Here is a 24,590-nt window from a genome sequence, read left to right on the forward strand (position 1 = left end):
CGTTACGGCGTTGATCTTGCGCAATCGACCTCGCATGATACATGGAATTGCGGTCCGTCCCTGATTCGTGCGACGCCCACTGACGGCAGATGGGACCGGCAGGATCCCAGGCCTGATCCGTGCCCATGCGCGCAACCGCTGGCGAGGCGGCGAGACGATATGCATCCCTAAGTAGCTGTCCTTAAGCAGAACTACTTAAGAGAGTATCCGGAATTTCGTCGGCGCCTTGGCGCGACCACTCTCACCTCGTCGAGACGGATGAGGAGCGAACCGATGGGCACGAAGCCGACGCCGAGATCCGTTCCGGTCGCTCCGGGTGCGCGCACGCCGCGCATGAGCATCCACGAATGCGGCCTCTTCGCCGATTGCCCCGATCTCGTCGGCACACCGTTCTCCTACGCCCGCGAGGAGGAGGTCTACGGCGAGGGCGAGGACGCCGAGTTCGTCTACCGGGTCGTCGAGGGGGCGGTGCGCTCCCACAAGATCCTGAACGATGGCCGGCGCCAGATCACCGGCTTCCACTTGGCGGGCAACCTGTTCGGGTTCGAGCAGGGCGACACCCACTGGCACACGGCGGAGGCGCTCTCGGACACCCGGGTGCTGATTTTCCAGCGGCGGCAGATCGAGCGGGCCGCCACCCGCAGCGCCGAGGTCGCCTGCCAGCTCTGGGGCATGGCGACGACCAGCTTGCGCGACGCCCAGGATCTCATGCTCCTGCTCGGTCGCCGTTCCGCCCAGGAGCGCGTCGCCGCCTTTCTCATCGAGGTCGACGGGCGGTTTGGCGGCACCGGGACGCTCGCCCTGCCGATGACCCGGCGCGATATCGCCGACTATCTCGGCCTCACCATCGAGACCGTCTCGCGCACCTTCTCGCAACTCGAGGAGAACGGGGCGCTGCGGCGCTCCGGGAGTCGGCAGATCACGCTTCACCGCTCCCGCCTCCGCCATGTGATCGAGAATTGAGACGGCCTCATGCCCGGTTTTCGTGTCCGGCCGCCGCCCGGCCGCGTGATCCGTGGTCCGCGCGCCTGATGGCGCGGTCCCGGAAGAAGCGCGACAGGCTGCTCTCGCTGATCGGAATCCCGCGCCCGGCCAGGACGGCGCGCAGTTCCGTCAGGAGGAGTGCCGGCCGTTCCTCGTAGACGGCCAGGATCGCCTCGGCATGCGCCTTGATCGTGTGCGGGCGCCGGTCGCCGCCGCGCGGTTTGGGCGGGAGGCTGCTGGTCTCGCGCGCCTGCCGGCATCAGCGGCTCGCGCTCGCCACGCTCACCCCGAAGCGCGCGGCCGCCGCGTACAGGGATGCGCCGTCCGCCACCGCCGCGATCATCGCGCGTCTCCGGCAACCGGGCGTGCCCGTTTCCGGCCGCTCTCCCCGGAAGGCCGGGGCTTCCCGCCCGATCCGAGGCTCCGGTGCGTGTGGCAGCGCCCTCCCCGGCCCAGCCGAGCGAGGATCTCCGATGCGAGCATCGGCCCGGAGCTGATATCCGCGACAACACTGTCGATGGCGCTCCCGTCGGCGGCGATGCGGAGGACATCTGCGGGTACGTCGTCACTCGGGAGACCTTTCCCATCGTCCCGCGCGTCCTCGTCACGGCCGCATCGGCGAGGACGCGTCGCCACGTCTCGAACACCGGTTCGGCGATCAATGGGCGAGGAACAGCGGTACCGGAGAGCGTGTCAGGAGCGCATGCGTGACACCGCCGAGGAACCATTCCTTCAGGCGTGAATGCCGGTAGGCGCCCATCACCAGCATCTCCGCCCCGAGAAGGCCGGCCTGCCGTCTCAGCGTCTCTGCGGCGTCGCCGTCGACCGGTACGTTCGTCACCGAGACGTCGACACCGTGGCGGGCGAGGTGCGGGGCGAATTCGGCGCCCGCGACCGAGGTCGAGAGATCCTTCTCGCCGACGACGGAGACGATCTCGACCGACTCGGCCGCCCGCAGGAACGGCAGCGCGTCGTTGGCGGCTCTTGCGGCTTGGGCGCTGCCGTCCCAGGCGATGACGATCCGCCGTGCCGAGAACGTGTCGCAACCCGGCGGCACCACGAGGAGCGGCCGCCCGCTCCCGAACAGGACTCCGTCGATCAGGTCGCGATCGAGGTCGACCTCCCGCGCTTCGGCGTCCAGGATGGTGAGGTCCGCGAGCCGGGCGCGGGCGGTCAGGCGGCCGACGAGTTCGGGATAGGCGAGCGCCGGAGCCTCGATCGAGCAGGTCACACCCTCGAGCGTGGCATCCGTCGCGGCGCGTTCGGCGATGGCGCGGGCGCGGGCGCTCAACCGCCGGTTCTCCTGCGCGACGAGATCGTTGACGAACCCCCAGCCCGACCCGCCGACCATGGTCAGGCGGCGGGCCGCCGACTGGACGGTGAGATGGGCGCCGGCCATCCCCGCGAGCGACAGGCCGATGCCGAGTGCGCTCGCGGCCTCGTCCCCACGGCCCTCCTCGGTCAGGCCGACGAGGATGTCGCGGATGCCCGTGAGGGCGACGGGCGGCGGCTTCGGCATGGTCTGCTCCGGTGGCGAACACCGCCCGGAGAGTGACGGAGCGACCCGCATCCGCCTTGATCCAGCGCAAGAACCCCGGGGCGATCCCGTCGGGGCAGATCCGGTTCCGGCTCTCCGGGCGACGCGCACGCCTTGCAGGCCCCCGCTCGGCCAATTCTCCCGCGAGGCGATGATGACGGGTTCGACTGCGGTCGCCTTGAGGTGAATCAAGGCGTCGTGCCGCCGGCGCGGCAGGATGGCGACCGTCGGACGAAGACGGGAGCGAGCGATGAGTGTGGTGCTTCGATCCATCGAAATCGAGACGGTGCGCTACGTGCGGGCGCCGGCCGGGCCGGTGCCGCGCGGCGAGACGGCGGCCGGAACCGGCAGGCCGGCGACCGCGGGCGTCGTCAGGGACATCGCCCGCTACCGGACCATCGGCAGCCTGCAGGCGCTGAGCTTGGCCGCCACCGCCTCGGTGGTGACGATCGCGCTGTTCTGGTTGGCCTTCTGAACGCCTGAAACCTTGAAGCGAGGAGGCGGGAGATGGACGACATCACCGTGCGCCGACACGTGCTTGCGGCGCTGGGACTCGCACCCATGATCGATGCGGCGCAGATCGGCGTCACCGTTGAGAGCGGTGTCTTGACGCTCCGCGGGCATGTGCGCAACTGCGCCGAGAAGGGGATCGCCGGGCGGGTCACGCTGCGGGTTCGCGGCGTCCGCGCCATGGTCGAGCAGATCGAGGTCCGCTACCCGGACAAGTCCCGCAGCGGCGAGGCGACGCCGCCCGACCACCACACGTGGTGCGAGCCGGCGGCCTGGTCGGCTCCCGGCCTGTCCGCCGTCGAGGATCGGCTGACATCCGCCTGATCGGACCCTGCGATCGAAGGGACGGCCGCGTCACGCATCGGTGAGGCGGCGCCCGATCTCCTCGATCGAGAGCTTGGTCAGATCCTTGTCGATCTCGGCGATGACGACGCGCTTGAGGCGGTCGGATAGCGCCTGCCGCAACGATGCGAGCGTGCGCGGCGGGGCGACGACGATCAGGGCGGGGATCGCGTCGGCGATGCGGTCCAGCGCGGCCGCGACCTCTTCCGCGAAGCGCGCCTCGGCGATCGCGTGCCAATCCGTCTGTTCGATGGCGCTGCGGCGCTCCCCCTGCCGGACGCGGGGCGGCCGGTCCGTGCCCTGCTCGCGCGTCGGCGGGTTGGGGGGCGCCTCGAAGAGATGCTGCACGCGAAGGGCGAGGTGCAGCGCGTGGCCCTCGTTGCGCAGCACCAGGGCCCGGCGGCCGTCGCCGACGACGACGTATCCCCCGTGGGGAATCTTGAGGTTGGAAGACTCGGTCATCGGGCGGCTCCGGGCGGGCGGCTCTGGGCCGGATGCGGCTTTTAGCAGGCTGCTGCAAAAGTCTGACGCGGTCGAACGATCATCTCCAGCTCGGTCGAACTTCGCGCCGAGCGTGAGGCGTGCTGACGGGATGAAGCGTCGGCTGCCGCACGGCCCGGCATCGACAATCGGCTTCCAGAGAATGGTTCACTCCTCCCCGAGACTTTTGCAGCAGCCTGCTAGTGGCTCAGCAGGCAGCAGACGGGTGCGCCGGCCAGGAGATCGCGGGTGACGCCGCCGAAGACCCATTCGCGCAGGCGGCCATGGCCGTAGGCGCCCATGACGATCAGGTCCGCAGCCTGCTCGGCGGCTGCGTCCACCAGGGCCAGGGAGGTCGCGCTGCCGCCGGTTGCCTTGCGGATCGCGGTGGCCTCGATGTCATGAGCCTGCAGGAACCCGACGACGTCGGCCGTGTCGTCCGCGCGCTCTCCGTCGTCGATCGAGACCACGACGACGCGGGAGGCCCGCGTCAGGAACGGCAGCGCGTCCCTGACCGCACGGCGGGCTTCGCGGGTGTTCTTCCACCCGACCGCAACCCGTCGGACGTCGAGGTGGTCGAGGTCGGGCGGCACCACCAGGACCGGGCGGCCGAGATGCATGACGAGATCGCCCGGATCGACCGAGCACAGCGGCGGGCCGGATGCGGGCTTGCGGCCGACCACGACGAGATCGGCCGCCGCGGCCTGCCCGATCAGGAACGGCAGCGGGAAGTCGAGATTCGAGCGCCACTCGATGCGGCTGCGGGTGCCCGCCGCCTCCTCGAAGACGGCATGGGCCCGCTTGAGATCGTTCAGGATGAGTTCGCTGTTGGCGGCCAGCGCGTAGGCGCTCGCCGGTACAGGGCCGATGGGCGGGACGGCATAGGAGGCCTCTTCCGCCGCGACGCCGATCAGCCGGGCGCGGAAGTCGTCGGCGAGATGGCCGGCGAGGCGCACGCGGTCGCGCGCCTCCGTCCCGAGATCGACGGCCACCATGATGCTGGCATAGGTCATGAGAGAGTTCCTGCCGGACGAGGGTGACGGGCGGGAGCGCGGCATCGTGCCGAGCGTGATTCGGAGCAAGCGCGGTCAGGTTCGCGACTCGTGTCCGAAATCCATGCTCGATCCGGTCCAGGGAACCGGGTCGCGCCGTATCCCCGCGCTGTGCTCCGGCTTGGCCCGCGCGGCGTGATCGGGGAGGTGCAGGTAGCCGGGGTCGAAGCCTGCGAAGGCGATGAGCGGGGCGGGCTGGGGAATGGCCGCCGCGCCGCGGTTCAGGGTGATCAGGCGCGCGGCCTGGAGGGCATGCAGCACCCGGCTGACATGCACGGTGGAGAGTGCGGCGATGTCGGCGATGACCGCCTGCCGGACGCCGCTCGCGAAGCACTCCTCTAGGTCCCGGCCGGCGGCCTGCGACCGCGCCCACACCTCGCAGATGAGGTGGGCGATCCGCCGCTCCGCCTCCCGGCCGGCATTGATCAGCCATTGCTGCCCGATGCCGAGTTCGACGAGCGTCAGCCACCACAGCGCCCGCTCGATGCCGGGATGGCTCCGGATCAGGCTGTCGATGGTGCCGGACGGGATGTCGGCGACGATGCAGGGGGAGAGGGTTTCGATGGCGCCCGGCAACGGGTCCGCCGCGCCGCGGTCCCAGGTGCAGAGGTCGCCGGGAAAGTACAGGGCGAGGATCCGGCGCGTGCCGTCGGATAGCATCGCGGTGCGGCAGGCGACGCCGTGCACGATCAGGTGCGCGCCCCCCGCCTTCTGCCCGTCGCGGATGTCGGCCCGGGCCGGTACCAGCCGTTCCTGCGGTGCGAGGGCGAGGAGTGCCCGGCGCTCCGCCTCGCCGAGCAGGGCGGCCTCGTCCAGCCGCCGGACGAGCCACGTCAGTGGGGTCATCGACTGCATCCGAGCCGTCCTCAAGGCGATTTGATGTCGATGCGCTTGGATTCCGGCCGCGTCAGCGCCGCCTTGGGCAGCGTCACCGTCAGGATCCCCTTGTCCATGCTCGCCTGAATGTCCTCGGCCTTGATGCCGGCAGGCAGTTCCAGGGCGCGCACGAAGGCGCCGTAGGCGCGCTCCGTGACCTTGCGGGCGCCTTCGGTCTCCTCCCGCTCCTGCCGCTTCTCGCCGCTGATGACGAGGGTGTCGTCGGCCAGTTCGATCCGGACGTCGTCACGCGCGAGCCCGGGCAATTCGGCGGTGATTTCGACCCGACCATCCTTCTCGACGACATCCATGCGTGGCGCGGCGCCGCCCTGGAAGAACGGAAGGCCGAAGCGCAGATCGCCGAACATCTGCTCCGCCACGCGCTGCAGGGGCGGCGCCGCGGCGCCCGCGTCGGTCGAGGGCGCGTGGGTGTGGCGACCGAGGGTGAGGAGCGATTTGAGATTCATGGATCATCTCCCGTCATGCGGCTGGTCGGCCGTTCGGGAGAGACTGCCGTCCGGGCGCAGGCTCGGCGTTGAGATGGATCAAGCGGGAGGCGGCCATGTTGGTGGCCGGCTCACCCCTGTCGTCGAGAACATCCCCCGGAGCCGGCCGTCACCCGTCGGAGCGTCCCTCGGATCGCCCGGCCTTGACGCCGACGCATCACCGACGGGATCTCACGCCGCGAGTTCCTTGAGCCACGATTGGAGAACCGGCTGCGCCTCGGCCGTCCGGCCCCAGACGCTGGAACCGATCTCGGTCTCCCGCGGCAGGAAGCCGAACCGGCGCTTGAAGGCGCGGCTGAAGGTCTTCTCGTCGGCAAAGCCCGTGGCATAGGCGACCGTGGAGACCCGCGGGCGCCCCGCGGGGCCGGCCTGCGTCAGCATCTTCATCGCCCGCAGCAGGCGCCGTTCGCGGATGAAGCGCTGCACGCCGCCCTCCGAGGCGAATTGCCGGTAGAGGGTCGCGCGGGAGAGGCCGAATTGGTGCGCGAGCGTCTCGGCATCGAGGCCCGGCGAGGCCAGTTCCTTCTCGATGTATTGGCGGATCGTGATGCTGAGCTGCACTTCGCTCGCAGGCCGATCCGCCACCTGCCCGCGCAGGCAGGCGCTGCCGAGCATCGCCACGGCTTGGCTCACATGCGGAAGCTGGTGGACCTCGAGAACATCGACGCAGTCCACGAGTTCGCGCACGCAGGTAAAGAACAGACGGCTGATGCGATCCGTCGCGTAATCGAAGGCGCGGCCGTGCAGCGTCTCGAGATTCGGCACCTTCTCGGCGACGAGGGCGCGCGGGAGGAGGAGATTGGTCGCGTGGACCGGCTCGGCGACCACGGTCGCCGGCTGGGCGAGGTCGAACAGGACGCAGGTGTTCCGGGCGACATCGGTTTCGCCCCAAGCCACTTCGACCCGGCTGGTTCCGGAATGGTAGAACTGAAGCAACAGATGATCGAGGCCCTGTTGCGCCACCATGCGCGGCGTCCGCTCCAGGATCTGGGCTGGCGCCCGAACCTCGCCGACGAGCAGATCACCGAGATGATAGTTGTCCATCGTGATCGGACCGGACAACAGGCGCCCGCTCGGCAGGGTGGCCTGGAAGAGCGGTGACATGGCCCCCATCCAGGCTTCGCGCAAGGCGACAGGATCCGTCGGCGGATCGAAGCAGCTTCGAAGTATCCTCGACATGTCCGGGCAGTCTCTGAGAAAGGGAGTTGCGGCTCGTCACCGCACTAAATTGTTGCCGGCCGCACATTCGGCTCATTATTGAAATGAGCGCCGATACACATACTGAAGGCAGAGCTGCCTCGCGAATGCCGTAATTAAATACGGCATTGCGGTCTAAAATGCATCAATAATCGGTGTTTGCTGGTTTCCGGATCATTTCAGCCGCCTTTATCCAATCATTCATCGAATACCGCCTGTCCCGAAGTTGGACAATCGGGCCGCCGTGTCAAATTTTGCGACGATCTCGGATGCTCCGGCTTCCGGCTCGGCCCGCTTGCCGGACCATCCCTCGCCACCCTTTGCCCCCGCCGCCCTTTGGATGTGCAAGAGCGCGTCACAGCCGGCAAATGCCGGATGGCGGCGCCGATGCCGCATTTGAGACGAAATGCGACCTTTTAGATATACTTTGACGCACAATATAGTTTTGAGACTAAACGCTACTATCCTGAGATTTTATGAGACATAATCGGCGGTATCTGGCGAAAATACTTAGATCCTCATCAATCGCGCCGGGCGCTTCATCCCCTCACCGCCGACACGTCGGCTCCCTGAGGATCGCGTCGCCCCATGTCTTCCAGCATCACGCTCTCGGCCGCGACGCGGCAGAACCTGCTCTCGCTCCAGGACACCGCGAGCCTGCTCGCGACGACCCAGAGCCGGCTCTCGACCGGCAAGAAGGTCAACTCGGCCCTCGACAACCCGATCAACTTCTTCACCGCCACCAATCTGAGCGGGCGCTCGACCGAGCTGTCGTCCCTGCTCGACGGCATCTCGAACGGCGTCCAGACGATCCAGGCGGCCAATACCGGCCTGTCCAAGCTCCAGAGCCTCACCAGCCAGCTCAAGTCGACGGCGCAGCAGGCGCTCGCCGCCACCAACGCCTTCACCTCGAAGGCCGCCTCGGTCTCGACGGCGCTGTCGGGCGCGAGCGCCACCAACCTGCTCTCCACCGGCCCGACCGCGGCGCTCTCCGACAAGGCGGTCGGCACCCTGGTGGACGGCCAGCCCGCGGCGGCGGTGGCGGCCAAGGTGACCGGCAGCGTCGATTACAAGCCGACCGCCGCGCCCTCGACGATGCGCGGCGCCAGCTTCACCGCCACGACGCCGACGGCGGCCAAGGCGACGGCGTCCTCCGCGTTCAGCGCACCGGGCAACGCGGTCGCGGGGACGGTGACCGGAGGCAGCGCCTTCGCCTCGGCCGGTTTCGGCAGCGATACGAAGCTGGCCATCAAGGCCGGCACCGGCTCGACCGAGCGGACCATCACGGTCAATCTCAATCAGAACATGACCGCCGACCAGGCGGTCGAGGAGATCAAGACCCAAATCAACCTGTTCAATGCCGACCCGGCCAATCAGAACAACCGCTCGACGGTCGCGGTCTCGCTCGACCGTGACGGCAAGCTCGCCTTCACAGGCGACACCAACGGCGACCAGATCCGGGTCTCGGCCAGCGGCACGGGCGCGGCCGGCACCGGCTTCGGAGCCCCGGCGACCGTCTCGACCGACAACGTCGCGGCCCAGACCCAGAAGCTGACGATCGGCACCCGCGAGATCACGATCTCGGGCGGCCGGGCGGGCGACGACGCGGCCGACGTCAGGAAGGCGGTGCTCCAGGTCATCAACGACGCCAATACGGGCGCTACGCCCACCGGCGTCACCGCCACCTTCGAGTCGGACGGCGGCACCGGACAGCGGCTGGTGCTCAGCGGCAAGGCGGACGGCACGAACTTCACCGTGACGGGCAGCCCCGGCAACACCCTCGGCTTCGGCGCGACCGCGCTCACCACGGCGAACGGTGCGCCGGCGGCGACCCAGACGCTGACGATCAACGGCACCCTGATCACCATTCCGGGCGGCGGCGACATCGACGCGGCGGTCACGGCGATCAACAATCAGAAGGGCACGACCGGCGTCTCCGCGGCCAAGGATCCGGCCGACGCCACCCGCCTCCTCCTCACCGGCAAAGTGGACGGCTCCGCCTTCACCGTCGCCTCCTCGAATCCCGTCTCGAGCGGCTTCTCGGCGACGCCGACGACGACGAACCTCGCCGCTACGGTGAGCGGCGTCTTCACCCCGGACGGCACCCCCGCTACGACGACGGCCGGCGGTGCCTTCCAGGCCCCCGCCGGCGCGGTGGCCGGGACGCTGACGGCGGCCTACACCCCTCCGGCTTCGGGCGGCGCCCGCCTCGCCGTCACATCGGGCACGGGCGGAGGCGCGACGACGACCTACGTCGATCTCGCGGCCGGCGACTCGAAGGAGGCCGCGGCCCGGAAGTTCAACGACGCGTTCGGCACGAGCGGCATCAAGGCCGAGGTGAGAGGCAGCGACCTCGTCTTCACCGGCAAGAGCAACGGTGACGCCCTGAGCATCACCAGCGGCGTCGCGCTGGCCGGCTTCACCAATTCGGTGAGTGCAGGCAATGCCCAGCAGGCGCAAAGCGGCACCGTCACGGGCGGCACCTACGCGGCGCCCGGAGCGGGCGGCGCGAAGCTGACGATCAAGTCGGGAACGGACAGCCCGATCACCGTCGAACTCGCGCAGGGCGATGCGATCGGCACGGCCTTGACCAAGATTCGAGATGAGCTCGACCAGAACAGCGGCATCTCGGTCGCGCTCAACGCCGGCGGCACTGCGCTCGTCTTCACCGGCAAGACCGACGGCTCCGCCCTGACCGTGTCCAGCACCGGCCCCGATGCGGGCTTCACCGGCGGGACCGGCACGACGTCCACCGACCAGACCGCGAGCTCGAAGGGCACGGTCGGTGTCACCTACACGGCACCTGGCACCGGCGGCACGCGTATCGTCATCTCGGAGGCGTCCGGAGCGAACAGCACGACGCCGATCTCCTTCGACATCCCGGCAGGGATGACCGCCGGTGACCTCGAGACGGCCCTCACGACGCGTCTGGGCGGTACCGGCATCACGGTCGCGAACAACAACGGCACCCTGACCTTCACCGGCAGCACGAACAACGTTGCCCTGACGGTCAAAGCCACCGCGGAAGCCGGCGGCTTCGTCAATGCGGGGCAGGCCTCGACCGGGGAACGGACCGCTGTGGCCGGCACCCTCAGCGCCACCGCCCCCTACGCGGCTCCCGCCGCCGGCTCCGGCGGCGCGAAGCTGACGATCACGTCGGGCTCGGGCGCCACCGCGACGACCTACTCTGTCGATCTCACGTCGACAGAGACGTCGGCCACGCTCGCCGCCGGGAAGATCCAGGCGGAACTCGATAAAAACGGAACAAGCGGCATCACGGTCAGTGGCGCCAGCGGGACGCTTGTGTTCACCGGCAAGGCCGACGGCTCCGCGCTGAACGTTGCCAGCACCAGCCCCGGTGGCGGCTTCACCGCCACGCCGTTGCTCTCGACCGGTCAGAAGGCCGCCGAGAGCCAGACGATCACGATCAGGGGGGCGACCGGCGGCGACCAGCCGATCACGATCCACGGGGGCGCGGCCGGGGACAGCGACGCCAAGATTCTGGCGGGCGCCCTGCAGGCCATCAACGACAAGTCCGGCACGACCGGCGTGACGGCCTCGGCCTCGGCGGATGGCAAGATCGTGCTCAAGGGCGCGGCGACCGGCGCCGGCTTCACGGTGACGGGCGGACCCAACAGCACGGCGGGCTTCGGGACCAGCACGGTGACTGCGGACAACGGCAAGGCTTCCGCCGCGCAGACGCTGACGATCAACGGCACCCCGATCGACATCGCGGCCGGCGACGACCAGGCGGCCGCCATCACCGCCATCAACGCCAAGAGTTCGACCACCGGCGTCAGCGCCGCCGTCGATCCCGACAACGCGGGCAAGATCAAGCTCACCGGCAAGGCGGATGGCTCCGCCTTCACCGTGCAGTCGAGCAATACCGCCTCCAGCGGCTTCTCGGGTATCACCGAGCGGGTCAACAACAACCAGGGCGCCGCGCAATCCGTGACGGTGAACGGCACGGAGATCGCCATCGCGGCCTCGGCCACGCTCGACGAGGCGATGGCCGCCATCAACGCCAAGAGTTCGATCACCGGCGTCACCGCGGGCAAGGACGGCAACAGGCTCACCTTCACGGGGGGCGCCGACGGCCATTCGTTCACGATCAAGGGCTCGGAGTTCAACACGCTCGGGCTCGCGAGCACGGAAGCCTCGGTCGCCGGCATCTCCGATCCGGGCCAGACCTCGCTGATCTCGACCCTCGGCTTCCAGGGCGGCGACAGCTTCTCGGTCAACGGCCAGACCGTGAACCTGACGGCGACGGACACGATCGGCTCGCTCGTGCAGAAGGTCGGGGCGGCGACCAACGGCGCGGTGACCGCGAGCTACGACGCGGCGACCAACAAGTTCAGCTTCACCGCCGCCGATTCACGGACCGCGGTGCAACTCGGGGACGGCTCGACCGCCACCTCGAAGGTGTCGAACCTCGGCTTCACCGCGACGGACTTCGCGGCGGGTGCCGGCGCGCCATCCTCGCAGAGCGCGCTGGCCGGCAAGTCGATCACCGTCCAGGTCGGCAGCGGGACGAGCATCAACACGGCCACCATCACCTTCGGGACCGCGCCGGGCCAGATCTCGACGCTGGCCCAGCTCAACGAGGCGCTCGCCCCGGCCAACGCCCAGGCCACCATCGACTCGCTGACGGGCAAGATCTCGATCACCACCTCGAACGACGTCGGTGCCCAGAACCTGTCGATCCTCGCGAGTGGCACCGGCAACCCGTTCACCACCGGCACCGCCACGGCCAATCTCGGCGGCGACGGCCTCAACGCCCGCAACAACCTCGTGCAGACCTACAACGACCTGCTCAAGCAGATGGACCAGCTCGCCTCGGATGCCGGGTTCAACGGCGTGAACCTCCTGTCCGGCGACAACCTCACGATCAACTTCAACGAGAAGGGCTCGTCCTCGCTCAAGGTCCAGGGCAGCGCCACCAACGCGGCCAGCCTCGGCCTCTCGGCGGTGGGCCAGACCAACTTCCAGGAGAGCAGCGCCATCAAGAAGATCGTCGATCAGATCAACAGCGCCAGCAGCCAGCTCCAGTCGCGCGCGGCCGCGCTCGGCTCGAACCTCGCGGTGGTGCAGAACCGGCAGGACTTCACCAAGCAGATCATCACCGTCCTCGATACGGGGGCTGCCAACCTGACCAGCGCCGACCTCAACGAGGAGGCGGCCAACTCCCAGGCGCTCTCGACCCGCAACTCGCTGGCGATCTCGGCCCTGTCGCTGGCCAACCAGTCGCAGCAGGGCATCCTGCAGCTCCTGCGGTAAGGCGATCCGCGCCGAAGTTCGGCTCGGGACGACAGAAGGGGCCGGCTTCCTCGGGGGAGCCGGCCCTTTTCGTTGGGTCGGCGCAGGCGGCGGCGGGCCGCTCGCGGAAGACGCCGTCGGATCAGGCGGCCGTGCCCGACGAGCGGGCCGGTTCCGCCTCCAGGCTCGCGAGCGCCATGCGATAGGTCATGTCGTGCGAGGCGAGGGTGTCCGCGATGAAACGGTCAACGGCCGCCAGGCCGCGGGGGGTCGGGGCGAGATGCTTGCGTCCCCGGCCGTCATGCGTGAGCAGGCCCCCCGCTTCGGCCGCCGCCAGGATGTTGCGGACATGGGAGCGGGATATCCCGAAGCGCGCCATGATATCGGAGAAATCGCCGTCGCGGATCGTGGCCTCCGCATCCGCCTCCCGCAGCAGGATCACCCGCATCAGGACTTGGAAGCCCTGATACATCTGCAGGAACGGGACGATGTCGCCGTTTCGTGCGATGAACCGGCCGATGACGTCGAACATCCCGACCGAGACCCGGCGCTGGGCCAGATGAAGGGTCGGATCGCGGGACACGGCGGGACCGTATCCGGGGTCCGGATAGAGGTCCTGCAGCACGCCGTAATAGGATGACAGCAAGACCCGATCCCAGGCCAGGAGCTTGTCCGTCGGCACCAGCAGCCGCAGCCGGCCGTCGGCGTCGGGGCGCTCCAGAACGACGTAGTTCGTCTCGACGAGGCGGCCGATGAGATCATCGATCTGCCGCGGGCTCGAGAGCCCGAAGGTCGCTCCCGCCTCCTTGAGCCGCGCCAGCGTCGGCCACGTCGCCCGGTCCGCCGGATCCCAGGCCGCATGGAGGCAGATGATCGCGCTGATGGTCGCGACCCGATAGGCCGCGCTCTGCCAACCTCCGGGGAAGGAGGCGATTTCGTAGCACGCCGTCGTGCCGGCGACGTAGCGCTGGCGCATCGCCGCGAAGTCGGGATGGGCCAGAATCTCGCCGCTCGTCCGGTGGGCGATCTCGGGGATGAAGCGCTGGAACAGCGACGGATCCGGCGGGGAACCACTCGTTTGCGGCATGGGAGATTCGTGATGCGGTTTGGTCGCGGAGTCCGGACCTCCCGTCGCCGCGTCCGCGCCGTGATCGGGCGGCCTGACAGAAAACCGTCTCCGAGAGACTCGCGGACAACGGCATCGGCCGGGTGCGGTTGCACCGGGATTGGAACGCGTCGCGGATGCCCGCGCAAGCTGCGTCCGAATGCGTAAGCCCCCCCCCGCACGGGCACCGTGAGCGTGGGCCTCAGGCGCGGGGTTCGGGCACGCGGCCGATCTTCCACTGGAATGGCGGCTCGGTGCCGTTGACCGCGTAATCGCCGACGACGCGGTCCTTGAAGATGCGCGGATTGTGCGAGGCGATCGTGCGGGCGTTGCGCCAGTGGCGGTCGAGCGCGAGGCCGCGGCGTGTGGCCGAGGCGCCGAGCGCGTCGAACAGGATCGTGCCGGCATCGAGCACGAGGCCGGTCAGCACGCTCTGGGCCTGTGCCAGCTCGATCTCCGCCGCCACGTTGATCGTCTGCGCCTCCGCTTCGGACAGGCCGCCGACCCGCGCCTCGTAGGCCCGCTGCACGGCCTGCGCCGCCTGCCCGTTGATCGCTCCGGCAGCGTAGGCGAGGCTGTGAACCCGGCCCACGACTTGAAGCACCTGCGGGTCGGCGCTGGGACGGGCTCCGGCGGCGTGGGAATAGGTGCGCGCCCGTTCGCGCACCGCCTGGGCCACCTCGCCCGCCGCCGCCCGGGCGATGCCGGTCAGCGTCGCCAGATGCACCGCCTGGAAGAAGGCGGGGCCGTAGGGGAAGCGCTCCGCCGTCGGCAGCGGCTCGCCGATGGCGGGGGCATCCGCGAACAGGGCGGTGCCGCTGGCGGTGAGCCGCTGGCCGAACCCGTCCCAGTCGTCGATGATCTCGACGCCCGGGGCTTTGGCCGGCACCACTACCGAGGTTTCCTCCCCCGCCTCGCCGGTGCCGACGACGTCGATCCAGTCGGCGAAGAGCGAGCCCGTGGTGTAGTACTTCCTGCCCGTCAGCCCCCAGCCCGCGCCGCTGCGGTGGATGCGGGTCTCGAAGGTGCCGACCGCGGCGGTCCCGGTCTCGGACCACGCGCCGCCGAACAGGTCGCCGGCCGCGAGGCGCTCGATCCAGTGCGTCCGCCGCGGGCCCGCCGGGCTGCCGACGGTGTCCTCGGTGAAGCCGAGATGGTTGCGCAGGGCCTGCGGCAGGTTGGAATCGGCTTGCCCCAGTTCGGCCAGCAACGCGAACAGGTCGGGCAGGCTCGCGCCGAAGCCGCCCTCGTCCTCCGGCACCCGCAGGGCGCCGAAGCGGGCCTCCTTCAGCCAAGCAATCGCCGCGTAGGGCAGATCCCGCTCCCGCTCGCGCGCGAGCGCCCCCTCGCGGATGCGGGCGAAGACGGGCCGGAAGCGCGCGGCGAGGGTCTCGTAGCGCGGGCTCGGGGGCGTGCCCCAAGCGGTCCAAGGGGCGGCCAATGGGGCGGCCCAGCGGGTGGCGTCGGGTTCACTCATCGACTGTCTCGTTCGGTAAAGGACAAAGGTCTCAGTGCCGGGTTCCGGCCTCGGCGCCGCCGAGGTAGAGCGCGCCGAGCCGTCCGCTCGCGGCGAGGTCCGCGCTCGAGCCGGAGGCCACCACGCGCCCGCTCTCGAGCACGACGGCGCGGTGGGCATGGTCGAGCACGAGGTTGGCGTTCTGCTCGGCGACGAGGACGCTCATCCCCTCCTCGCGGTTGAGCCGGGTGACGATCGTGAAGATCTCGGCGACGATGATCGGCGCGAGCCCCATGGAAGGTTCGTCGAGGAGCAGCAGCGTCGGGCGGGTCATCAGGGCGCGTCCGATCGCCACCATCTGCTGCTCGCCGCCCGACGTCAGGCCGGCTTTCGCCCCGCGCCGCTGCTTCAGGCGCGGGAACCACGCGTAGATCCGCTCCAGATCATCCGCGAGCTGGCGCCGGCTCGGGCGGCGGAGATAGCCGCCCGTCAGCAGATTCTCCTCCACCGTGAGCTGGCCGAAGACGTGGCGGCCCTCCAGCACCTGCACGATGCCGCGGGCGACGAGGTCGGCCGGGTCGAGGCGCCCGGTCGCCTCGCCCTGCCAGCGGATGGCGCCGCGCCGCAGGCTGCCGCGCTGCGCACCGAGCAGGTTCGAGATCGCCCGCAGGGTCGTGGTCTTGCCGGCACCGTTGGGGCCGATCAGGGCGACGATCTCGCCCTTGGCGACGCTGAGCGATACGTCGCGGAGCGCCAGGATCGAGGCGCCGTAGACCGCCTCGATGGCTTCGACGTCGAGGAAGGGAGCGCTCATTTCGCGCCCGCCTCCGCCGTGTCCTCGGAGCGCGGCGTGATGCCCTTTTCGCGGGCATAGGCCGCTGCGCGCTCGTAGATCACCGGCAGGAGCAGCTCACGGTCGGATTTGACCCAGCCGTTGCTGACGATGTTCCACTTGCCGCCGTCCCATTGCAGCACCTTGCCGGCGCCGCCGCCCTCGTGGTCCTTGATCGAGAGGCGCAGCGGCTGGACGAGGCCGTCCGCGCCGAGTTCCTTCAGGCGGGCCTCGTCGAGCACGAGGTGTTCGAGGCCCCACTGCGTCTCCTCGCCGTTGAGGGGGCGCTTGCCGAAGCGGGCTTGCGCCGTGCGGATCGCCTCGACGGCGATGATCGTCTCGATCACACCGGAATTATAGTAGACCGAACCGAAGCTCTTGAGATCCTTCAGGTCGCTCTTGCCCTGATCGATGATCGCCGCCTTGATCTTCTTGAGGATGCCGAACTCGGCCCCGGCCGGGAACGGGGTGATGGCGAGATAGCCCTTGCCGACGCTGCCGGCCGGGCGCACGTCCTCCTCCGACCCCGACCAGATGCCGCCGATGATGTGATCGACGGGAAAGCCCGTCTTGGCCGCGGTCTTGATCGCCACCGGGGTCATCACGCCCCAGCCGCGCAGGAAGACCCAGTCCGGCTTGATCTGGCGGATGCGCGCCCATTGCGCCGACTGGTCGTTGCCGGGATGCGGCACCGCGATCTGGATGTTCTCGAAGCCGTAGGTCTTGGCCAGCAGGTCGAGCGGGACTTGCGTCTCCTTGCCGTAAGGCGAGTCGTGGTAGACGGTCGCGATCTTGAGGCCCTTGAGCTTGTCCTTCCCGCCGACCTGCTCGGCGATGTAGTTCACCGCCGAGGAGGCCTCGCTCCAGAAGCTGAACAGCGCGGTGAAGCTGTAGGGGAAGACGCGTCCGTCGATCGCCTCGGTGCGGCCGTAGCCGGTGGTGAGCAGCGGGATCTTGTCGGCGGCGGATTTCTCGGTGAGCGCCTTCGTGATCGGATCGCCGTGCGGCAGGAACAGCGGCACCGGCGAGCCGTCACGGCCGCCCTTCAGCCGCTCGTAGCACTCGACGCCCTTCTCGACCGCCCACTCGGTCTCGCACTCCTCCCAGGTCAGCTTGACGCCGTTGATGCCGCCCTCGACCTCGTTGAGGTAGCGCAGGTAGTCGATGGTCCCGCCCCAGACCGGCGTGCCGGACGAGGCGTAGGCGCCGACCCGGTAGGTCGCGAGGGGAATGTATTGCTTGGCCGCTTGAGCACCGACTTCTTGCGCGAAGGCGGTGGGCGCGAGGCCTGGAGCGGCGGTCAGGCTTGCGGCGAGGGCGACGGCGCGCAGGGCGCGGGACAGGCGTGGCATCGTTCGGTTCTCCGGGACGGTTCTGGGAAAAGGATCAGCGGGCGGGGCGGCGCAGGCGGCCGAGCAGCGCGGCCAGCCCGTTCGGCTCCTTGATCAGGAAGCCGATGATGAGCGCGCCGAAGAGGATGCGCTGGAGGTTCGAGAGCTGGCCGCCGTCGAGGCTGCCACCGAGGAACGCGTTCGACAGGTGGGTGAGCAGGATCGGCGTCAGCACGATGAAGGCGGCGCCGATGAAGCTGCCGGACAGGCTGCTCAAGCCGCCGATGATGATGATGAACATCGCCTGGAACGAGCGGTCGAGATCGAAGCTGCGGGCATCGACCGTGCCGAGATAGGCAAACGCCCACAGCGCCCCGGCCACACCGCTCACCGTGGCCCCGACGAAGAAGGCCGAGAGCTTGGCCCGCGCCACCGGCACGCCGATCACCGCCGCCGCGGTTTCGCCGTCGCGCACCGCCCGCCAGTTGCGGCCGGTCTGGCTTCCGACGAGGCGCCACGCCAGCACCGTGACGGCGGTGACGCTGGTCAGCGTCAAGGCGTAGCGTCCGGCCGGGCTCGACAGGTCGTAGCCGAGGAACACGAGGCGCGGGGCCGAGATCGCGCTGGACGAGGCGTAGTTCGAGAACCAGCCGACCTGATTGAAGACCCATTCGATCAGGAATTGCGCCGCCAGCGTCGGCGCGATCAGGTAGAAGCCCTTGATGCGAAGGCTCGGCAGGCCGACGACGAGCCCGACCGCCCCGGCGATGAGGCCCCCGCCCGCGAGGCTGACCGGCAGCGGCAGTTCGGGAAGGCGCAGCAGCAGGTTGTAGGTGGCGTAGGCCCCCACCGCCATGAAGGCGCCGGTGCCGAGCGAGGCTTGGCCCGCATAGCCCATGGTCAGGTTCAGGCCGAGCCCGGCCAGAGCCATGATCAGGAACGGGATCAGGATCGCGTTGTACCAGTAATCGGTGGCGGTGAGCGGGATCGCCACGAAGGCGACCGCGAGCAGAAGGGCGAGGCCGGCGGCGCGCACGGGAAGAGCGGGCAGCGCGGGGCGCCCGACGGGCGCGAGGGCGGCAGCGAGGGCAGGAGGCATCGGGTCAGACTCTCTCGATGGCGCGTTCGCCGAACAGTCCGGCCGGGCGCACCAGCAGGAAGGCGACGGCGAGCCCGTAGGCGAACCAGGTGGAGACGGAGCCGCCCAGCAGCGGCCCGAGATAGATCTCGGCGAGCGCGTCGGCCGCGCCGACGATGAGGCCGCCGACGACGGCGCCGGTGATCGAGGTGAAGCCGCCAATGATGAGCACCGGGAGCGCTTTCAGCACCACGAAGGTGAGGGAGAACTGCACCCCCTGGCGCGCGCCCCAGAGCAGGCCCGCCACCAGCGCCACGAACCCGGCCACCGCCCAGACCGTGGCCCAGAGCACGGGGAGCCGGATGCCGATGGAGAGCGCCGCCTGCGGATCGTCCGCCACCGCGCGCAGCGAGACGCCGACGCGGGTGCGCTCGAAGAACAGCCACAGGGCGATCACCAGGGCGCCGGCACTCGCGGCGGCCACGAGATCGAAGGAGCTGAGCTGGATCGGGCCGATCGCCACCGGCAGGTCGCTGATGCCGAGGTCGAGTTCGTGGACGCTTGCGCCCATTACGAACTGCGAGCCGCCCTCGATGATGTAGGACAGGCCCAGCGTCGCCATGAACAGCGTGATCTGCGAGCGGTTCACGAGAGGCCGCAGCACCACCCGCTCGACGGCGACCGCCAGCGTCACCATGATCGCCAGCGTGATCAGGCCGGCGAGCCAGAACGGAACGTCGCGCTCGGTCAGCGTCACGAAGGTGAGCGCGGCGCAGAGCACCATCGCCCCTTGCGCGAAGTTGAACACGCCCGACGCCTTGTAGATCAGCACGAAGCCGATCGCGACGAGGGCATACATCACGCCGGCGAGCAGGCCGCCCGCGAGCGTTTCCAGAAAGAAGCTCATGGATCGGCCCTCAATGCGGCTTGCCGAGATAGGCCGCGATCACGGCCGGGTCGTTGCGCACGGCGTCCGGCGGCCCGTCGCCGACCTTGCGGCCGTAATCGAGCACCACGACGTGGTCGGACAGGCTCATGACGACGCCGATATCGTGCTCGATCAGCACGATGGTGGTGCCGAATTCATCGCGCGCCGCCGCGATGAAGCGGGCCATGGCGCGCTTCTCCTCGCCGTTCATGCCGGCCATCGGCTCGTCGAGCAGCAGCAGCGTGGGCCGCGCCACCAGGGCGCGGGCGAGATCGACCCGCTTCTGGATGCCGTAGGGGAGCGTCGCGACGATGCGGTCGCGGTAGGGGGTGAGTTCGAGGAAACTCAGCGTCTCGTCCGCGGCTGCCCGGAAGCGGCGCGTCTCGGCGGCGTCCCGGGGGAGCCCCAGCGCGTGCTCGATCAGGGTGGTGCGGCTGTGGCGCGCGAGCCCGGCCAGCACGTTGTCGAGGACGCTGAGGCCGGAGAACAGGGCCGCGTGCTGGAAGGTGCGCCCGATCCCCCGCCGGGCCGCCTCCCCCGGCCGGATCGAGCGCAGCCGCTTCCCCTCGAAGGCGACATGGCCGGATTGAGCCCGGTAGACGCCGTTGAGGATGTTGAGCGCCGAGGATTTGCCCGCCCCGTTCGGGCCGATGAGGGCGCAGATCTCGCCGCGCTCGACCGAGAAGCTCAAAGCATTGATCGCCTTGAGGCCCTTGAACGAGAGCGAGACGTCGGAGAGTTCGAGGATCGGGTCGGCCATCGCTCTCACTCCGCCGCTTCGAGGCGGTTGGCCTCGCGCGCTTTCACCGCCTCGATGTCGCGGTAGCCATGGGCCGGGTGCGTCTCCGGCAAGAGCGGCCCGCGCCCGAACAGCTTTTCGCGCAAGGTTCCGGGGCGGTAGCTCTTGGGGTAGACGCCGCGGCGCTGAAGTTCGGGGACCAGCAGGTTGACCGTGTCCTCGAAGGTCTCCGGCGTCACCGCGTAGGCGAGGTTGAAGCCGTCGACGTCGGTCTCCTCGACCCATTCCTGGAGGATGTCGGCCACCGTCGCAGCCGAGCCGACGAAGACCGGCCCGATCCCGCCGATGCCGCCCCAGCGGGCGAGTTCCGCGATCGACCACGGCTTCTCGGCCGAGGAAAAACTCTCGACCATCGAGACGATGGCGTTGGTCTCGACCTTCTTGACCAAGTCGGTCGGCGCGTACTGGCCGAAATCGATCCCGCTCCAGCCCGACATGAAGACCAGCGCGCCGTCATACGACGTATAGGACTGGTATTCCTCGAACTTCTTCTGCGCGGCCTCGTCGGTCTCGGCGACGATCACCGTGGTGAGATTGTAGATCAGCACGTCGCGGGCGGAGCGGCCGGCGGCGACGGCTTTTGCCCGCACGTCGGCGACATAGGCCTTGAGCATGGATTTGAGCGGCGCGCCGACGAAGACGCATTCGGCATGACCCGCCGCAAACGCCTTGCCGGGCCCGGAGGCGCCGGCCTGATAGAGTACCGGGGTGCGCTGGGGCGAGGGCTCGCAGAGATGGTAGCCCGGCACGGTGAAGTGCCGGCCGCGATGGTCGATCTCGTGCACCTTCGACGGATCGGTGAAGATCCGCCGCTCGCGGTCGCGCAGGACGGCGCCAGGTTCCCAGCTTCCCTCGAACAGCTTGTAGAGCACCTCGACATATTCGGCGGCGACCTCGTAGCGGTTGTCGTGGCGCGCGAGCCCCGACTGGCCGACGTTCTTGGCCCCGCTCTCCAGATACGAGGTGACGATGTTCCAGCCGACGCGGCCCTTGGTGTGGTGGTCGGCGGTCGAGAGGCGGCGGGCGAAGGTGTAGGGGTGCTCGAACGAGGTCGAGGCGGTGATGCCGATGCCGAGATGCTCGGTGGCCAGCGCGATGGGCGCGGCGAGCTGGAGCGGATCGTTGACCGGGATCTGCGCCGCCTGCTGCAGGGCGTGCCAGTTCGAGCCCTTGTAGACGTCGTAGTAGCCGACGACGTCGGCGATGAAGATCCCGTCGAAGATGCCCCGCTCCAGCGTGCGGGCGAGATCCTGCCAGTATTCGAGATCCTTGTACTGCCACGAGCGGTCGCGCGGATGGGCCCACAGGCCCGGCGACTGGTGGCCGACGCAGTTCATGTCGAAGGCGTTGAAGCGGATTTGGCGCGTCATGAGGCTTCGTCCGTTGAGGGGCTTCGGGCGGCGCGGCGGGAATGCTCGGGGGGCTCAGCCCGGGGCGAGGCCGAGCAACTGGCCGAGCGGGACGATCAGCGTCGCGCCGACGTAGAAGCCGTCCTTGGTGCGGTTGGGCGTGAACGGGTTCCAGTACGAATTGCCGCTGACGAGGTACTGGACCACCGGCTCGAAGAAGATGTTCTTGCCGAGCGCCAGATGCGCGTTGGCCTCGAAGATAAGCTTGTCGCGGGAATAGATTTCGCCGCTGCCGCCGGAGATGAAGTTCGCGTCACCGAGGAACTGTGCGTAGTCGGCGGAGATGCGCTGCCAGTTGAGCTTGACGCCGTAGCGGTCGTGCGGCCGGCTCTGGTCGGGCGCCTGGAGGGTCAGGCCGGCGAACGCGTTCCAGCGGATCGGCACCGTCGGGTCGGGCGCGTAGGCGAGGCTGGTATAGGCCTGGAGCGAGGTCGGGTTGAGGTTGCCCGCCTCCGCCCCGCCATCGGCGCGCCAGAACACTTGGCTTCCGGTGAGGATCACGCCGGAGGTGCCGGAGCGCAGCCGCACCGGATCGCCGGGATTGAGCCCCTTCGAGGTGCCGAAGACCGTCCTGAGGTTATCCTCGTGGTCGGCGGTATTATAGAAGCCGGTCAGCGCGACGCGGCTCGGATAGGGATCGGTGACGAAGGTCGTGGCGTGGCCGATCTCGGCCAGCGTCACGACGCCGTCGAGCGGTTCGTGGCCGAAGTCCCAGCCCGAGGTGAAGTTCGCGCGGCCCGTCACCGCGAAGGCGCCGGCCTGGATGTAGTCGTCCGGGGAGGTCTTGTAGGCGACGTTGGCGCCCCAGACCCCGTAGAGCGGTGAGGACAGGCCCGCATTGATCTGCAGGATGTCCTGGAAGCAGCTCACGCTCGATTGGCAGGGCGGCAGCGCGTAGTAGCGGTTCGGATGGGTGCGCCCGACCTCGATGGCGAGGCGGTCGTCGAGCAGCCGCTGCTCGTAGGTGAGGATCGAGAGACGGGCGAAATCGCGGTTGAAGGTCGGCTGGTAGCCGATCGTGGTGTCGCCGATATCGGCGCCCATGTTGCGGTTGTTCCAGCGCAGGCCGAAGAAGGTCTGGGTGATGTGGAACCAGCCGCCGGGGACACCCGCCAGCTTGTCCAGATCCGCATCGAGGCTCAGCAGATAATAGGCCGAGTTCGAGAGTTGTCCGGGCCGCAGGCCCGCGCTCGGGTTCGAGAAGAAGAAGTCGTAGACGTTGACGTCGAAGCTGAGGCCCGCGAGCGCCAGCGAGGCAGCGTAGGGCGCGAGCGGCCCGTGCCACTTCACCTTGCCGTCCGGGGCGACGCCGATCGCTTCGGGGTTGGTGCGGGGGCCGGCCTCCCCGGTGAAGCTCTCGACCGCGCTCGGCGATTGCGCCAGGGCCGGCGTCTCGAGGAGCGGCAGGGCACAGGCGAAGCCGGCGCCGAGCAGCAGGAGGCGGGCCGGCGGAGACAGGACGTTGGGCATCGGGCTCGTCTTCAGGCAGTCGCGCACGGGTCATCGGACCGGCGCGGACGCAGGCACGTGAGGCGGATCGGGGGGATGCGTCGGCTCGCTTGATGCGAGACCTCGGCGGGGCAGCCGGTCTGGGAGGATGTCGGTCCGCCCGCTTTGCCGGCGCGTCATCGAGAGCCCGACGAAGATCTTCTTGTCTTCGTTTGATGCTCTTCGATTGCGGTCTGATATTCCGCAATGGAAACTGGTGCGTCAATGAAAGCGATTGCCCTTTTTCAGCGCGATGCTGGGACAAGATTTCCCCTTTTGCGCCGGAAAAGGGAGGCCGGCGTATCGGTGCCGTTGAAGGCACGTATGGATCGCTGATCGGCGAAGCAAAACGCTTCCACGTTGCAGCGGAGCGCCGAAGGGGACGGCCTCGGGACGATGTCAGCCCTGACAAACCTCGCTGGCCAAGGCTCAACGCCGACGCGCCTTAGGATCGAGCGAGGCACGGACGGCTGACGGGCAAGAATAATCCTCCCACAGCGGGCGGTTCTTGGAGAAAGATCATGAAAATTCGTGCAAATATTTGAATATTACACTCATTGATCTTGAGGGGGGCGGTCGGTCATCTTGGCCGCGTGCCGCTCTACGACACGGTCGACCTTCAAGGCCGGTCCTGTCCGATTTGTTCAGGTTCGATGTCGCGTTCCGTTCCCCGTCTCGCCCTCGCGGCCGTCGCCTATCGCTACGGCCCGAGCCCGGTGCTCGACCGCATCGATCTCGAAGTCGCGGCGGGCGAGCGCATCGGCATCCTCGGCCGCTCCGGCGTCGGGAAATCGACCCTCTTGCAGATCATGGCCGGGCTCGTCGCGCCCTCCGCCGGCAGCGTGCGGCTCGACGGAACGCCCTCGCGCGGGCCGGTGCCGGGCTGCACGGTGATGTTCCAGCGCCCTGCCCTGCTGCCTTGGGCGAGCGTGCTCGACAACGTGCTGCTGCCCGCCCGCCTCTCGGGGCGCCTCGGCCGCGACCGCGCGGCCCGCGAGGCGGAGGCGCGCCGCCTCCTCGACGATCTCGGCCTCCGCGAACGCGCGGACGCCAAGCCGCACCAACTCTCGGGCGGCCAGCAGCAGCGGGTGGCGCTCGCCCGGGCGCTGGCGAGCGAACCCTCGATCCTGCTCCTCGACGAACCGTTTTCGGCGCTCGACCCGGAGATGCGGGCGAGCCTGCGCGCCGACGTGCTGCGGCTCGCCCGGGCCCGCGACCTGACGCTGATCGTCGTCACCCACGACCTCGCCGACGTCGCTGCCCTGGCGGCGCGGGCCGTGGTGCTCGACGGGCGCCCGGCCCGCATCGCCGCCGACTTCTCCCTCGGTGACGATGCGGAGGCGGAGCTGCGCCGCCGTCTCGGCTCCGTGGCCCGCGACTCCGTTGCCCACGACCGGTCCGGCATCACCGGCCGCGCCGCCTGA

Annotated in this window: 20 protein-coding genes; 5 read left to right on the forward strand and 15 right to left on the reverse strand. The window is 69.2% G+C overall.

Annotated elements, in window-relative coordinates; all coding sequences use genetic code 11:
• Positions 1-273 precede the first annotated feature (273 nt).
• Positions 274-963, forward strand: a complete 690-nt coding sequence (locus E4V01_RS19745) for a helix-turn-helix domain-containing protein (RefSeq protein ID WP_135299506.1) — start codon at positions 274-276, stop codon at positions 961-963.
• 679 nt (positions 964-1,642) lie between these two features.
• On the opposite strand, the gene E4V01_RS19750 is transcribed toward E4V01_RS19745, so the two are convergent.
• Complete coding sequence (locus E4V01_RS19750; protein WP_135299507.1) at positions 1,643-2,503, reverse strand: universal stress protein; 861 nt, start codon at positions 2,501-2,503, stop codon at positions 1,643-1,645.
• Positions 2,504-2,771: 268 nt separating this feature from the next.
• Here E4V01_RS19750 and E4V01_RS19760 point away from each other — a divergent pair, with 268 nt between their 5' ends.
• Together E4V01_RS19760 and E4V01_RS19765 are read left to right on the forward strand one after the other, a co-directional pair.
• On the forward strand, positions 2,772-2,996 hold the full coding sequence (locus tag E4V01_RS19760) for a hypothetical protein (RefSeq protein ID WP_060770879.1): 225 nt from the start codon (positions 2,772-2,774) through the stop codon (positions 2,994-2,996).
• Positions 2,997-3,028: 32 nt separating this feature from the next.
• Positions 3,029-3,355, forward strand: a complete 327-nt coding sequence (locus E4V01_RS19765) for a BON domain-containing protein (RefSeq protein ID WP_135299508.1) — start codon at positions 3,029-3,031, stop codon at positions 3,353-3,355.
• 30 nt (positions 3,356-3,385) lie between these two features.
• On the opposite strand, the gene E4V01_RS19770 is transcribed toward E4V01_RS19765, so the two are convergent.
• The 5 genes from E4V01_RS19770 to E4V01_RS19790 all read right to left on the reverse strand — a co-directional run bounded on the left by E4V01_RS19770 (position 3,386) and on the right by E4V01_RS19790 (position 7,391).
• On the reverse strand, positions 3,386-3,835 hold the full coding sequence (locus E4V01_RS19770; protein ID WP_135299509.1) for a host attachment protein: 450 nt from the start codon (positions 3,833-3,835) through the stop codon (positions 3,386-3,388).
• Positions 3,836-4,053: 218 nt separating this feature from the next.
• The gene (locus tag E4V01_RS19775; protein ID WP_060770876.1) at positions 4,054-4,866 is read right to left on the reverse strand and encodes a universal stress protein; all 813 of its coding nucleotides are present in this window, start codon (positions 4,864-4,866) and stop codon (positions 4,054-4,056) included.
• Positions 4,867-4,941: 75 nt separating this feature from the next.
• Positions 4,942-5,751, reverse strand: a complete 810-nt coding sequence (locus E4V01_RS19780) for a Crp/Fnr family transcriptional regulator (RefSeq protein WP_245517618.1) — start codon at positions 5,749-5,751, stop codon at positions 4,942-4,944.
• 20 nt (positions 5,752-5,771) lie between these two features.
• Positions 5,772-6,248, reverse strand: a complete 477-nt coding sequence (locus E4V01_RS19785; RefSeq protein WP_060770874.1) for an Hsp20/alpha crystallin family protein — start codon at positions 6,246-6,248, stop codon at positions 5,772-5,774.
• A 210-nt stretch (positions 6,249-6,458) separates the two neighbouring features.
• Positions 6,459-7,391 (reverse strand): helix-turn-helix domain-containing protein, encoded by a 933-nt coding sequence (locus E4V01_RS19790; RefSeq protein WP_060770873.1) that lies wholly within the window; start codon positions 7,389-7,391, stop codon positions 6,459-6,461.
• A 681-nt stretch (positions 7,392-8,072) separates the two neighbouring features.
• On the opposite strand from E4V01_RS19790, the gene E4V01_RS19795 reads away from it, so the two are divergent.
• Positions 8,073-12,761 carry a flagellin hook IN motif-containing protein gene (locus tag E4V01_RS19795; protein ID WP_135299511.1) on the forward strand — a complete coding sequence of 1,563 codons (4,689 nt, stop codon included), beginning with the start codon at positions 8,073-8,075 and terminating at the stop codon, positions 12,759-12,761.
• Between the two features lie 121 nt (positions 12,762-12,882).
• Here E4V01_RS19795 and E4V01_RS25775 read toward each other — a convergent pair whose 3' ends face one another.
• From E4V01_RS25775 to E4V01_RS19840, 9 genes are all read right to left on the reverse strand, one after another.
• Positions 12,883-13,827, reverse strand: a complete 945-nt coding sequence (locus E4V01_RS25775) for a helix-turn-helix domain-containing protein (RefSeq protein ID WP_193763244.1) — start codon at positions 13,825-13,827, stop codon at positions 12,883-12,885.
• Positions 13,828-14,047: 220 nt separating this feature from the next.
• Positions 14,048-15,322: a monooxygenase gene (locus E4V01_RS19805; protein ID WP_135299512.1), complete on the reverse strand. Its 1,275-nt coding sequence runs from the start codon at positions 15,320-15,322 to the stop codon at positions 14,048-14,050.
• A gap of 31 nt (positions 15,323-15,353) precedes the next feature.
• Complete coding sequence (locus tag E4V01_RS19810) at positions 15,354-16,115, reverse strand: ABC transporter ATP-binding protein (protein WP_135299513.1); 762 nt, start codon at positions 16,113-16,115, stop codon at positions 15,354-15,356.
• Positions 16,112-17,485, reverse strand: coding sequence for an ABC transporter substrate-binding protein (locus tag E4V01_RS19815; protein WP_135299514.1), 1,374 nt, complete (start codon positions 17,483-17,485; stop codon positions 16,112-16,114). Before E4V01_RS19815 ends, E4V01_RS19810 begins: the two co-directional genes overlap by 4 nt.
• 34 nt (positions 17,486-17,519) lie before the next feature.
• Positions 17,520-18,563, reverse strand: coding sequence for a branched-chain amino acid ABC transporter permease (locus tag E4V01_RS19820; protein ID WP_135299515.1), 1,044 nt, complete (start codon positions 18,561-18,563; stop codon positions 17,520-17,522).
• Positions 18,564-18,567: 4 nt separating this feature from the next.
• Entirely contained in the window at positions 18,568-19,449 is an 882-nt protein-coding gene (locus E4V01_RS19825) for a branched-chain amino acid ABC transporter permease (RefSeq protein WP_135299516.1), read from the reverse strand.
• 10 nt (positions 19,450-19,459) lie between these two features.
• A complete protein-coding gene (locus E4V01_RS19830; protein WP_135299517.1) occupies positions 19,460-20,230 on the reverse strand; it encodes an ABC transporter ATP-binding protein in 771 nt (256 codons plus the stop codon).
• A gap of 5 nt (positions 20,231-20,235) precedes the next feature.
• Entirely contained in the window at positions 20,236-21,639 is a 1,404-nt protein-coding gene (locus E4V01_RS19835; RefSeq protein WP_056113570.1) for an LLM class flavin-dependent oxidoreductase, read from the reverse strand.
• Between the two features lie 54 nt (positions 21,640-21,693).
• A complete protein-coding gene (locus E4V01_RS19840) occupies positions 21,694-23,148 on the reverse strand; it encodes a carbohydrate porin (protein ID WP_135299518.1) in 1,455 nt (484 codons plus the stop codon).
• Between the two features lie 671 nt (positions 23,149-23,819).
• On the opposite strand from E4V01_RS19840, the gene E4V01_RS19845 reads away from it, so the two are divergent.
• Positions 23,820-24,590, forward strand: a complete 771-nt coding sequence (locus E4V01_RS19845) for an ABC transporter ATP-binding protein (protein WP_135299519.1) — start codon at positions 23,820-23,822, stop codon at positions 24,588-24,590.

Source organism: Methylorubrum sp. Q1 (genome assembly GCF_004683995.1).
GTDB lineage: Bacteria > Pseudomonadota > Alphaproteobacteria > Rhizobiales > Beijerinckiaceae > Methylobacterium.